The organism is Oceanospirillum linum (assembly GCF_001995095.2).
GTDB classification, from domain to species: Bacteria; Pseudomonadota; Gammaproteobacteria; order Pseudomonadales; family Halomonadaceae; genus Oceanospirillum; species Oceanospirillum linum.
The window spans coordinates 1-13,119 of sequence record NZ_MTSD02000010.1 but is presented as its reverse complement, the minus strand read 5'-3'; the positions used below and the strand labels follow the sequence as shown (position 1 = coordinate 13,119).

The 13,119-nt window shown below is 46.9% G+C and carries 11 protein-coding genes; 2 read left to right on the top strand and 9 right to left on the bottom strand.

The genetic code is table 11. The features are described 5' to 3' along the window. Positions 1–5: 5 nt before the first annotated feature. The 5 genes from BTA35_RS15540 to BTA35_RS15520 form a co-directional block, all read right to left on the bottom strand. Positions 6–326, bottom strand: coding sequence for a hypothetical protein (locus tag BTA35_RS15540; RefSeq protein ID WP_078320736.1), 321 nt, complete (start codon positions 324–326; stop codon positions 6–8). Between the two features lie 125 nt (positions 327–451). Next, positions 452–1,264: a TatD family hydrolase gene (locus BTA35_RS15535; protein ID WP_078320735.1), complete on the bottom strand. Its 813-nt coding sequence runs from the start codon at positions 1,262–1,264 to the stop codon at positions 452–454. 210 nt (positions 1,265–1,474) lie between these two features. Beyond that, positions 1,475–3,061: a peptide chain release factor 3 gene (locus BTA35_RS15530; RefSeq protein WP_078320734.1), complete on the bottom strand. Its 1,587-nt coding sequence runs from the start codon at positions 3,059–3,061 to the stop codon at positions 1,475–1,477. A gap of 511 nt (positions 3,062–3,572) precedes the next feature. Next, entirely contained in the window at positions 3,573–4,451 is an 879-nt protein-coding gene (locus BTA35_RS15525) for a dihydrodipicolinate synthase family protein (RefSeq protein WP_078320733.1), read from the bottom strand. Positions 4,452–4,461: 10 nt separating this feature from the next. Then, positions 4,462–5,238 carry an aldolase gene (locus BTA35_RS15520; protein WP_078320732.1) on the bottom strand — a complete coding sequence of 259 codons (777 nt, stop codon included), beginning with the start codon at positions 5,236–5,238 and terminating at the stop codon, positions 4,462–4,464. Between the two features lie 107 nt (positions 5,239–5,345). On the opposite strand from BTA35_RS15520, the gene pdxR reads away from it, so the two are divergent. Beyond that, positions 5,346–6,803: a MocR-like pyridoxine biosynthesis transcription factor PdxR gene (gene pdxR, locus BTA35_RS15515; protein WP_078320826.1), complete on the top strand. Its 1,458-nt coding sequence runs from the start codon at positions 5,346–5,348 to the stop codon at positions 6,801–6,803. A gap of 91 nt (positions 6,804–6,894) precedes the next feature. Here pdxR and BTA35_RS15510 read toward each other — a convergent pair whose 3' ends face one another. From BTA35_RS15510 to BTA35_RS15500, 3 genes are read right to left on the bottom strand one after another with little or no spacing between them, the layout of a single operon-like run. Further along, positions 6,895–7,968 (bottom strand): CaiB/BaiF CoA transferase family protein, encoded by a 1,074-nt coding sequence (locus tag BTA35_RS15510; protein ID WP_078320731.1) that lies wholly within the window; start codon positions 7,966–7,968, stop codon positions 6,895–6,897. A gap of 41 nt (positions 7,969–8,009) precedes the next feature. Then, a complete protein-coding gene (locus BTA35_RS15505) occupies positions 8,010–8,468 on the bottom strand; it encodes a CreA family protein (protein WP_078320730.1) in 459 nt (152 codons plus the stop codon). Next, positions 8,461–11,109, bottom strand: a complete 2,649-nt coding sequence (locus BTA35_RS15500; protein ID WP_078320729.1) for a bifunctional diguanylate cyclase/phosphodiesterase — start codon at positions 11,107–11,109, stop codon at positions 8,461–8,463. Before BTA35_RS15500 ends, BTA35_RS15505 begins: the two co-directional genes overlap by 8 nt. A gap of 80 nt (positions 11,110–11,189) precedes the next feature. Between BTA35_RS15500 and BTA35_RS15495 the strand changes: the two genes are divergently transcribed. Beyond that, a complete protein-coding gene (locus BTA35_RS15495; RefSeq protein ID WP_160055297.1) occupies positions 11,190–12,038 on the top strand; it encodes a substrate-binding periplasmic protein in 849 nt (282 codons plus the stop codon). A gap of 64 nt (positions 12,039–12,102) precedes the next feature. Here BTA35_RS15495 and BTA35_RS15490 read toward each other — a convergent pair whose 3' ends face one another. Continuing rightward, positions 12,103–12,804, bottom strand: a complete 702-nt coding sequence (locus tag BTA35_RS15490; protein ID WP_139363679.1) for a hypothetical protein — start codon at positions 12,802–12,804, stop codon at positions 12,103–12,105. Positions 12,805–13,119 lie beyond the last annotated feature (315 nt).

The following is a 13,119-nucleotide window of genomic DNA, read 5'->3' as shown; positions in this document are numbered from 1 at the left end:
TTTTCTCAGCACACCGCGATACCAATCTGAGAGGCAATCCAGATCAACAGGCCTGTGAAAACGGCGCCAACTAACCCCATAATGACCCACTGCCCTGTACTGAACAAAGAGCGGGTGACTTTATGTTCACTGCTATCCCCCGGCAGTTCACCACGCATCTTCTGACGCTCTATCTCCCGGGCAGCCTCAAGTAACAACTTGACCTCCGGCGATGCTTTATTAATAAGATACTCCGCAGCATCGACCCAGTTGGGATTCCGCTTACCTACTTTCAAAGCCCGCAATGCCGATGCCGACGACTGAAACTGTACTTTTTCCTGAGCCATGCTCTTTATCCCTTAATCAAGACCGGCAAACATTACCCTCAGCAGCCTTTTTTGACAACCGCAGTAAAAACAGTCTTTTAAAAGACTTTTATAGATAATGGACTATCTGCATTCGCGCCCCTGATTTAGGGTGAACAGGGATCAGTAAGTTGAAGAACCTGCTCCACATTGTCGCTCGTCACTCTATGGATAAGACTCTCTGGCTCATCACGGCATTCAGCCAGGAACCGTGCGATCAAGGCAACCTGATCAGGGGTGTTACGCTGCCCCTTCAGACCATCCGGGGCCATATCCGGGGCATCCGTCTCCAGAACCAGACTTTCAAGAGGTAGCAGGGCAAACAGCTCACGTTTCTTCTTCGCTGTTGGCCAGGTTATCGCTCCACCGACACCAATCTTAAAACCTTGCTTAATGTACTGCTCCGCCTGAGACAAGCTACCGGAATAAGCATGCACAACACCGTTAACATCCGGGTATTGCCTGAGGAGCTTCAGCGTCTGATCATGGGCTTTCACCACATGCAGAATAACCGGCAACTTATGCTTTTGTGCCAGCATAAGCTGCCCCTCAAACAGTTCCAGCTGCTGCTCTTTGCTGTCCTGTAGCACAGATTCTTCATCATACTTTTTCTTGGAAAAATCCAGCCCTATCTCACCAACGCCAGCAATCCGCCCGGAGTATTGCGCCAGTAAGCTATCCAATATATTCAGATCGTTTTTACTGTGCTCCGCTATAAAAAAGGGATGTAGTCCAAGCGCAGGGTATAACCGAACACCGCAAAATTCGCCGCTGAGCTGTAACGTACGCTGCCAGTATTGCCTCGCAACAGATGGCACTACAATACGCCGTACACCCGCAGAAAATGCCTGATGTAGCTGGATCGCCCGGTCGTGATGGAACACATTAAAATCGAGATGGCAGTGGCTGTCAGTCAGCATAAAGAACCCCAGATTTAATCATTATTATCGTCATAGATGAATACCATTATGCCGCTATTATGGCTGTTTGACGGTATCTTTTCTGTGCCACAAAAGACTATACGATCAAGCCATCTATTCACAGTCAAAGACTCTCCGGGCCAGACACCAGATATAAAAAAACCACCTGGCTTTAAAAGCGAGGTGGTTTCTGAAACCATAGGATGGGAATCAGTGTTCCCGGGTTGCACGGAACACAACGTCCGGGAAGCGCTCTTGCGCCAACGACAGGTTGACACGACTCGGTGCCAGATAGGTTAGCAGCTCAGCACCATCGTACCCAAGGTTATCACTGTTCTTACGACGAAACTCATCCAGCATCTTCTGATCGTCACACTCAACCCAGCGAGCCGTCTGAACATTCACCGGCTCGTACATACAGTCTACTTTGTATTCATCCTTAAGACGGAAAACAACCACATCAAACTGTAGCTGTCCCACGGCACCCAGAATCAGATCATTATTGTTCATCGGCATAAACAACTGCACGACGCCCTCTTCTGAGAGCTGTTTAAGCCCTTTCTGCAGTTGCTTGGTTTTCAGTGGATCGACAGCCCGAACTCTACGGAACATCTCCGGGGCAAAGTGCGGAATACCGGTAAACTTCAGAGCCTCTCCTTCAGTGAAGGTATCTCCGATCTGAATAGTACCGTGGTTATGTAAACCAATAATATCACCGGACCAGGCCTCCTCCACGTTCTCACGATCACCGGCCAGAAACGTCACCGCATCAGCAATTTTGACATCCTTGCCACTACGCACATGCTTCATCTTCATACCGCGACGGTAACTGCCGGAACAGACCCGCATAAAGGCGATTCGGTCACGGTGTTTCGGATCCATATTCGCCTGAATCTTAAAGATAAATCCAGAGAACTTCTCCTCGGTAGGAGCAACCTCTCTGGTTTCAGTCTGCCGGGGAATCGGTGACGGAGCCCACTCCACAAAATTATTCAGCATCTCACGGACACCAAAATTAGCCAGCGCAGTACCAAAAAACACAGGGGTTAACTTACCCGCCAGAAATGCTTCAGAGTCAAACTTATGGGTAGCATCCCGTACCAGCTCCATCTCTTCGACAAAGTCATCATATTCATCACCAATCAACGCCCGGGCTTCATCGGTATCCAGCCCCTCAATACGAAGATCTTCCGGCAATGTATGGCCTTTGCCGGGTGTAAAAATATGTACGGTATCCGTATAGAGGTTATAAACCCCCTTAAACTCTTTACCCATGCCAATCGGCCAGTTGATGGGGGCAGCCTGAATTTTAAGGACCGCCTCAATCTCGTCCAGCAACTCGACCGGATCGCGAATATCCCGGTCCATCTTGTTCACAAACGAGAAAATCGGCGTATCACGCAGACGACAAACATCCATCAGTTTAATGGTGCGATCCTCAACACCTTTAGCGCCATCGACCACCATCAACGCAGAATCTACGGCGGTCAAAGTACGGTAAGTGTCTTCTGAGAAATCTTCATGCCCCGGTGTATCCAGCAGATTAACCATCCGGTCATTGTAGGGGAACTGCATCACAGATGACGTGATCGAAATACCACGTTCCTGCTCCATGCTCATCCAGTCAGACGTCGCATGGCGATCACTTTTCTTACCTTTTACTGTACCCGCTGTCTGGATCAGGTTACCCAGCAGCAGGAGTTTTTCGGTGATGGTCGTTTTACCCGCATCAGGGTGAGAGATAATAGCAAAGGTGCGGCGCTTACTGGTTTCATTAAGAACGGTTGGATTCGACATTAAGCAATCTTTTAATTTGTACACGGATTTGCTCACGCCTTCGGAAGTACTTTTTCAGCGCTTAACGGGGCAAATCCGTCGTGTTAATCGTAATTTGCGGCTATTTTCGCTGATCTCGACTTCATAAACAATCAATGATTATTTAATTGTGTTTTGGCTGAATTTACCGGGCACCTCAAGGACTCCTGACCACAGGAGATCAGATGCATTCACAGCTCGTTTCCAAGCAGTCAGGTGTGATGCCAGATTGGTTTGATTGATCACAATCAGAGGCTATTTCACTGGTCTCAGTGCTATACACAATTAAGGGTTTACTGACGATTCAGGAGGCGCTTCAGATGAGAAAAGGCAAGAGACTTTTGTGATATCCCGGTTCCAATCACATGCGGAAGGCAAGCCAGGGCACAGGCCCTATAAGGGTCTATACTGGTGCGAAAAGTGGGGGGCATAGCAAGACAGGATGCCTACTTTAAGGCTTTCAACTCCCTTTGAAAGCCTTTCCTTATGATGATCAAACAAACTCTGTTAACAAACCTTGCAAACGTTTTCTTTCCGCTCTCCCCAGAGGTTGCAAAGGTTTTCTTGGATCACCGATACCATTACCCTGAAGCTCCAGGCCCGATTTAACCGCAGCGGCTAAGCCTGAAGTCACAATAAATTCAAGAAACTCATACTGCTGATAAAAAAGTGCTTTTGCCTGCTCGCTCTTACCTTCCTTAACAGCCTCAAACAGCTGTTTCGGCCGATCTCCGATTAAGCAAGGGGCAGCCGTACACCAGCCGCTGGCACCGGCATTAAGCGCTTCCAATGCCATATGATTGCAACCATTGAAAAAAGGCACCTTCCCGTTCGATAGTTTGTAAATTTTATGCATACGCTGAATATCACCCGAGCTTTCCTTAATCATGGATGCGTTCTGAATACCATCAACCATTTTCAACATAAATTCTGGCGACATATCAACGCCGCAGGTTGCAGGGTTGTTGTAAATCATGATGGGTAAAGGCGTAGCATTCGACACAGCTTCATAGTGAGAGTAAATCTCTTGCTCACTCAACTTGTAGTATGAAAAGGGGGAGAGCATGATCATGCTCGCACCAATCTCATATGCATACCTGGTATAGTTAATCGCTTGTGCAGTGGTAAGTTCAGCCACACCGATGACCACAGGTACTTTTCCGTTAACATACTTCACCGTATATTCGGCGACTTGCTTCCATTCGGATTCACTTAAATAGGCAGCTTCACCTGCACTACCCAAAGCCGCAATAGCGCCGACCTTTGCCTCAAGTAATATATCAATGACCTGGCCAAGTTTGCCTAAATCAACGCTCTTATTGTCATGGCTGAACGGTGTAACCGGGTAACCGATAATTCCTGATAATTTCATAAATTTTTCCTCATATACAATCAGGGTGGTTTTTCAGAGCTTGTCTCGCGTAGTACGCAAAATTGACCTTGTTTCGCTTGTCCGTAGAGGTCCAGTCATGCGCTTCTTGTGCCAGCTCTGCCGGTAACGGCTTAATCTCTCCCGCAGACATCGCCAAAAGTTGTAACTTTGCAGCTCGCTCAATCAGAATGGCGAGATTGCAGGCTTCTTCGATATTTCTGCCTGTAACGAGCTGACCATGATGGGCAAGGAAAACAGCACGGTTATCACCAAGGGCTTTCGATATTAAGACGCCCTCTTCATTACCGACGGGTACACCGGGCCAATCCGCCACAAAAGAGCAATCACCGTATAGCCCACTTGTGTCCATATGAGAAATAATCAAAGGCACTTCCAGCATGGACAGCGCAGCGATATAGGTTGGGTGCGTATGAATAATACAATTAACGTCCGGGTGTTCTTTATAAATCCAGGTGTGAAAACGATTTGCCGGATTCGGCATCCCCTCGCCGTTTGTCGGTTTGAGATCCTGATCTACAGCGATTAAGTTTTCCGCTGTAATTTCATCAAACCCCAAACCAAAACGTTGCGTTAAGAACGTATTATTTTGCTCAGAACGACAGGTAATCTGACCGGCTAAGCCTGAATCGTGGCCCTTATCAAATAGAATACGGCAGGTCAGTGCCAGCTTTTCTCTATCCGATAGCCCCATGTCTTTAATAAGCTTCTGCATATCGCTCTCTGCGCTTTGCATCAGCTCCCGTTTCGTTTTGTTGGCTGTCTTCATGTAGTGTCTCCTCAAAGCAGTTTTGACAATGCAGACACGATATAGCTAAACTGGACCCAAATTAAGATCCAGTATTTATATTTTTAATGGCCCAAATAGAGACGACGATGCTAAGACCTTGGGAAACACAGTTCTGGCTGGAAGACAGTCCGGGTAAGACTCTGCATTCAAAACTACTGAATAAATTGACGACCGATATCAAAGACGGGCGATTAACACCCGGTAGTATGCTGCCTGGGTCACGCTCTCTGGCTGAGCAGCTCGGCGTTAACCGGAAAACAGTCCAGCAGGTATATGAAGAACTGGAGGTCCAGGGGTGGCTAGTGACTCGCCCCAGATCAGGAACCTATGTTTCAGAGATACTTCCCGAGCAAGGTCTTACAAGTTCAGACCAGGACTTGGTCAATAGCACGCACAAAGCAAAATCACCCTCTGAGCTGGTTGAACTGCTGTACCAGGATGCCGTTTGCTCTTATAACAGTGCAGCTACCCCCAATGACGGAACCCCCGATTCCCGCCTGATACCCTATGAGTTACTCGCCAGAACCTACCGAAGAGTGTGTATAAACCTGAGCCGTCACTCAAAACTCGGATATGGTGACCCAAGGGGCACTATCGAATTGCGTCAGTCGGTCAGGAAAATGTTATCCGGCGATCGGTTTATGAACTGTACCGCTGAGCAAGTCTGTATTGTCAGAGGCAGTCAAATGGGTATTTATCTCGCTTCCAGAGTGCTTGACCCAGGCAAAGGCGCAATCGTGATGGAGGAGCTTTGCTATTTGCCGGCCAGGGCTGCATTTGAGTCGAACGGTTTCAAAGTCATAAGCTGCAGGCTGGACCAGCACGGCTTAGACATCGAGCATCTGCGCGAAATATTAACCGAGCATACGGTTGCTGCCATTTACGTTACACCACATCATCAATACCCAACCACTGTCTGCTTACCAATGGATAGAAGGCTGGCTCTGCTAGAGCTCTCTAAAACATTTAAATTTGCGGTACTGGAGGATGACTACGATCACGAATTTCATTATGAGACCAACCCTATTCCTCCACTTGCCAGCCTCCCTAACTCAGAAAACGTCGTACATATCGGCTCTATGTCGAAAGTTTTTGCACCAGGGCTAAGGCTTGGTTACATCGCAGCAGATTCTCAATTTATCGAAAGAGCAGCACAGGAGATCATACTGATCGACAGGCAAGGTAATACCTTGTCAGAGGTCGTTCTTTCAGAGCTTATGGAGTCAGGGGAGGTTCAACGTCATATTAGAAAAATACGCAAGCAATATGAAGCCAGACGGAACTTTGCGGCAGAAGAATTTAAGCGCATTTTTGGCGATAAGATTTCTTTTACATTGCCCACTGGTGGAATGGCTATATGGATCGATATTTCAAATCTCGTTAACGGGAAATCATTAGATAGCCTACCAGGCAAAGACTCGACGTTAAACACTTTGTACACCGACGACCAGATTTCACCGACACACCTTCGTTTTGGCTTTGGTGCATTAAGTGAGACTGAAATAACACAATCAGTACAGCAGTTGTCGGAAGCATTTAACTGATCATAGCGTTTTATGAATAGGGTTGGGTTAAATTTACGTAAGAGAATCCGGGGGAAGAACAGCGCTCTATCACCCCAGATGCATGTGCTAATCACTCACAAAAAGTAAATGCAGGGGCTAGTTGAGGGGTATATTGCCCTTGTTTAACCATATTTCTCGCGGTTAACTGCGGATGCTCTGCAGCTTCCTGAAACGTTAAAACAGGCTCCACACAAGCATCTATCTGAGCAAAACACTGACACCAGTAATCAAAAGACTGCGACAAAAATGCATCCTGTATCGCAGTCTTAACGTCAAACTGACACTCAGCACTGAAGTCAGCACACTTATCAGCCAGTGCGCTTAGGCCCAGAGCCTTAAGTAGCCTCTGCTGGAACTGAGGTTCCAGGCTCCCTACCGCCATATAACGACCGTCAGATGTCGCATAATAATCGTAGAAAGTCCCACCATTAAGCCAACCTGTTTCAGCCTCTGGTTGCTCGCCTCCAGCAAGCGCAGCAGCTCCTGCCATCCCATTCAGTGAAAATGCGGCATCTGTCATACTAATATCAAGATACTGCCCTCTTCCCTGCAGCTGCCTCTGTATCACAGCTGCGAGAATCGCCATCACAGCCTGATGGGAGCCCCCGGAAAGATCTGCAATCTGCATTCCCTGAGGCACAGGGGCCTGCCCTTTCCGCCGACTGTAGTCAGCGAGACCACTTAACGCCAGGTAATTAATATCATGGCCAGCACGGTCACGATACGGCCCACTTTGACCGTAACCTGTGATACTGCAGTAAATGAGCTGTGCATTGATTTCCCGCAAAGCCTGATAGCCAACACCAAGGCGATCCATAACCCCCGGACGGAACTGCTCCAGAACAATATCGTAGTCTTTAACCAGGGCCTTAACTTCGTTAACAGCCTCTGGCGTTTTCAAATCAAGATAGCAGACGGACTTCTTATCATTCAGCTGACGGTATGCCGCTGAAACGCCATCAATCCGGGGCTCCAGACCTTTGACTAAATCCGGGCGGCTGGGGGATTCAACCCGAAGCACTTCAGCACCCAGCTCAGCCATAATCATAGATGCATAGGGACCTGGTAAAAGCGTGCTGAAATCAAGTATTTTAAGTCCATTCAGCGGCTTAGAATCCGATCCCAGGGAGGTTGACTCAGACATAACACGTTATCCTTTATTATTGTTTTAGTTGTCGGTACAGACTAAAAATTATTCTGAATAGGCACCACAGAGATTGAGTTCTTTGGTGATCCCTCAATCACCTTGTCAGAATAAACAAGGTAGATCAGAGTGTGGCGACGCTCATCATAGAAGCGCACAACCTGTAGGCTTTTGAACACCAGACTCGTGCGCTTGTTAAACACTTTTTCGCCATCCTCCAGGTCAGATGGCAGGGTGATTTTTCCGACCTGACGGCAAGCGATTGAACCATCCGAAGGGTCTTCAGCCAATCCCAGACCGCCACTGATACCACCGGTTTTGGCCCTGGCAAGCCAGCAGCTAACACCCGATATATCAGGGTCATCAAAAGCTTCAATCACAATTTTATGATTGGGTCCCAACATCTTAAAAACAGTACTGACAGAGCCAATTTCTTCAGCACTAACAGATGCTGGCAACCCCAGAAATATACACAGAAAAAACCAAAAACCTTTAATCATCTATACCATCCTCTGATGTATTTATTGCCCATTGGCGCTCTTTGACAAAATGTTCAAAGTCATCAGCCTTTAATGGCTTGGCAAACAGATACCCCTGAATATAGTCACAGGATAATTTCTGCAAAAACGTCAACTGCTCCTCACTATCAACCCCTTCTGCCACGGTTTCCATACCCAGGCTATGGGCTAACGCCATAGTCGCTCTGACAATGTGCTCATCAGATTCATTAGCACCAATGCCAATCACAAAGCTACGATCGATCTTTAAATGGTCAGCATCCAAAGCTTTCAGATAGCTCATTGAAGAGTAGCCAGTTCCAAAATCATCAATTGATAGTGTTATGCCTGCCTGCTTCAGGCGCTTCAGATTTTCTGTCACCATCTCAGAGTCAGCCATCAGTGTCGTTTCCGTGATCTCAACACAAATCTGGCTATAGGGTATCGAAAACTTATCCATCAGGTTAAGTAAGCGTTGCGCCAAAGTATCACGGGCAAGTTGAACCGATGAGATGTTCATCGAGATTTTGCCAAACAGAAAACCTTTCGCATTCCAGATCGCCATCTGCTGAAACAGGTTTTCCATCAGCCAGGAACCAATCTCCAGTATTTGTCCTGTCTCTTCAGCCAGGGTAATGAACTCCGCTGGAGAAACCCACTCACCAGCTGAAATTTCCCAGCGTAAAAGGGCTTCTGCACCATAAACCTGCCCTGTAGCAGCATCAACCTGGGGTTGGAACCTTAAACTCAGGTCTTTCTCCCGATGAACCGCTAACTCAAGTTGTTGCTGCAGAAAAACCCGACGTTTCATTAACGCGTCCATCGCCTTATCAAAGAAACGATAAGTATTCTTTCCATCATGCTTTGCCCGGTACATTGCCATATCAGCCTGACGCAGCATCATGGAGGCATCCAGAGCGGAATACCCCCCCATTGCAATACCAACGCTACAGGTCACACTAAAGACTCCGTCACCATAATGAAAGGGGCGCGCTACAGCACTAATAATCAATTCCGCAAGACGAGCCTGACTTTCATAATCGTCATTGTGCGAGGTCAGCACAGCAAACTCATCACCACCAAGGCGGGCAAGAAGGCAGTTCTCCGATAAGATACTTCTGAGATTATCTGATGTATGGACTAAGAGGGCATCCCCTGCCTCATGCCCCATGGTGTCATTGATCTCCTTGAAGCGATCCAAATCAATGAAAAAAATCGAAATAAGGTCCAGTGACTCATCCTGAAACAGTTGATATAGCCTTTGCTCAAAATAACGACGATTCGGGAGAGTCGTTAAAGGATCATGATCAGCTAAAAAAAGGGCTTTTTGCTCTGCACTCTTACGGGCCGACACATCCTCATGTACTGCAACGAAATGCTCCGCCACACCTCTTTCATCAAGGATAGGGGTCACCGTCTGTTCAACCGTCATACTGTGACCATTTTTATGGCGGTTGATCAGCTCACCCCGCCAGCTTTTTCCAGCCAGGATAGAACTCCACAGATCCCTGAAAAAATCTCTGGAGTGAAAACCCGAATTCAGAATCTTAGGGTTCTTACCTTTAACCTCTTCAAAACTGTAGCCTGTCAGCCGTGTAAATGCCTTATTAATCCAGTGAATATCGCCAGAGCGATTCGTGATAAAAACAGCATTAGCCGCGCTTCTGATCGCGGTACTAAGCAAAATATTATCCCCCTGTACCATCCGCCGTTTCTCCAACAGAAGAGCGATAGTTAGCGCGACAATAACGGTCACTATCGATGCGGCCAGAAGAAAAAGTCTGATCATGCGTTCATCGTGCTTCCATGAGGCCAAAGCACTTTTCTCATCAGAAATCAGAATCGTTATTAAAGGCAGCAAAGATGTAGAGCGATAACTGATAAGATAATTCTGGCCATCAATAGATTCACGATACTGCCCCCAGCTGGTTTCCTTTACCCGTGGCAAAAGTTCTCTGATATCAGGCAAAGCCTGCTGATGTCCCAGAAGAAGCTCACCATCATAACGATAAAGATGGACATAAGACCCCAGAGTATCCCCAACCGAACTAAACAAATTGCCAAAATATTGAGGGTTAATGGACGCCATCAGTATATTCTGCAACTGGCCCTTCTCATCTGTGATCGGCATACAGAGAGGGATATGGCTCAAAGCACTTCGGTTTGCAAACGGATCATTCGGATAGCGGCCAGGCTCAGGCAATCCGATAATAAACTCCGCCATAACATCCGCTCTCAAGCGCTCAACACAGGAGTAGCTCAGATTAGTACCTACGTTTCGTGTCACCGTGGCCTGGATTGTGCCATTGGCGTTTAACAGGTCGAGCGACCTGAGCTGAGGAGATGTCCTTAGGCGCTCTCTGAGAACATTTTCAATTTCAAAGCGCCCCTCAAGCTGAGGCAGACTCTCCACCAGGCTCATCATCGTACTGTTAACCGACTGAAATGAGCGTACGACAGAGTCTTCCAGAGCATGGGCCAGGAGCGCGTTACTCGAATCCTGTTCTGCAAGACTTCGGGAGACGCCCCGGTCAATGGTGTGTTGTAATACAAACCAGAAAAAGGCTAAAACAAGAGTCGCGCCGCCAAAAATCCATTTTTGACGAATCAGGGCGCTTTTCAGCAGGGACAGGCTATTAATCAAATCACACCCGAATAAAAGCAATAAAATGGCAGCCAGTTACATTCAACAACATGACAACGTTAGGGAAAAGGTCATTCTCAATGAAACAACAAACCAGACACTTTGAGACAAAACAGAATAACAGCCGAATCTTACTTGGTTTGGTACTTCTTTTCCTGTTCTTTAATCTATTTGTTACGCAACAGGCTTATGCTGAATCTTCCCGTGAGCAGAGCATCGCTAAAGCCGGCATACTTCGGGTCTGCATCTGGCCCGATTATTTCTCTATCTCCTACAAAAACAAGAAAACAGGCCAACTTGAAGGTATTGATATAGACCTGTCTAAAGAGTTTGCACGGGACCTGGGAGTTGATATTAAGTATGTGCCCACTCACTTCGGCATCTTCATGGATGATATTGAACAAGACAGATGCGATATTGCTATGTTTGGTATCGGCAAAACAGAAGCCCGTGCAAAGCGCATTGATTACAGCGAGCCTTATCTGAGTAGCGGTATGTACGGTATTGCCAGCAAAACCAACCCCGTTGTAACCAGCTGGGAGTCCATGGACCAGGAAGGAGTCGTTGTTTGCGTTCAGAAAGGAACTTATATGGAAAATGCCATGCGAAACAATCTTCGTAATGCAGAACTGATGACCGTGATCAAACACAGCCAACGGGAAATTGAAGTCAGGTCAGGCCGGGCCGATGTCTTTATCGCCGACTACCCCTATGGCCAGAAGATGATCAAGGTGTACGACTGGGCAACCCTTTTAGAACCAAAATCACCAACTCGACAGTTCCAATACGCCTATGCTGTCAGAAAGGGGCAGCCTGAGTGGTTAAAACGGGTTAATCAGTTTGTCACTGATATCAAAAAAGATGGGCGTCTCGCACATTTTGCTGAATCAAATAACTTACTTCCTATCGCTCTTACCCCAGAGCAATAAAAGCCGTCGAAATAAAAACCTCAGAAATCAACTCTGAGGTTTTAATATTATGAACGATTCGAAATCAGTCCTTCAGGGCTTTTTCAATCTGCGCGCTTACAACCTTCGGCAGCTGCAGATTCAACTCTTCAACAGCTGCTTTAATCTTCGCAATCATTTCAGACTTATGTTCCTGTAGCCTGACCAGAGACTCACTCTTACCCTGCTTACTGGCCAGCTCCTGCTGTAAACGCTCCAGCAACTGAGGCATATCTTCAAACTGCTTAAGCTGAGTATCAATGTATTGATCAAACTGGCTAATGCTCTCCTGAACATCTTTAGACAGAATCTCAAATTTCTCCTGCATCTCAGCGTTATGCCGAACGGCTGACTCGCCACCACTCTCCTCAATATGCAGGCGATTCTGGAAATCCTTCAGCTGAGATTCAACTTGCTCAACCTGGTAACGCATCAGGTCAAGGACTTCATTGCACTCATCCTGGAAAGCATCCGCTTCAATACCATAGGTGCGATAAATTTCATCATAGTGGCCAAACTTTTCAAAAATAGCCGCAATCTGCAACATGATCATACTGAGTGTAATCGGATCAGAATCCTCCGTTTCCTCTGTATTTGAAGCACCGGAGGAGTCTGAAGTGAGTGCGGCTATTTCAAACTTCTTATCGATATAAGCTACAAGCTCTGCCTTCATCTTATCTACAGAACCCTGAACCATCTGCTGGACCATGCTTTCAAGCTCGGGGGAATGTCCTGAATTTTCGCTCATTTTGATAAAGTGACCTTATTCCATAATAAGTTGGATTCACACATATTAACCTGAATAGCAGGTGATTTCCTACGAGCCGGATTAACTTCACAAAAACTTTTATCTCAGCAGAGAGCATCATACCCACAGATAGCAGGTAAATAGCTCCGGATAACCTGCTTGACTCCATAATTTCTAAATCCCGAGCATAAAAAAACCCCGCTTCATGGAAGCGGGGTTCTTTTGGGCCGTCTGTGTACTATTTACACAGTCAGCCAGTATAAGGCGCTTGACGATGTCCTACTCTCACATGGGGAGACCCCACACTACCATCGG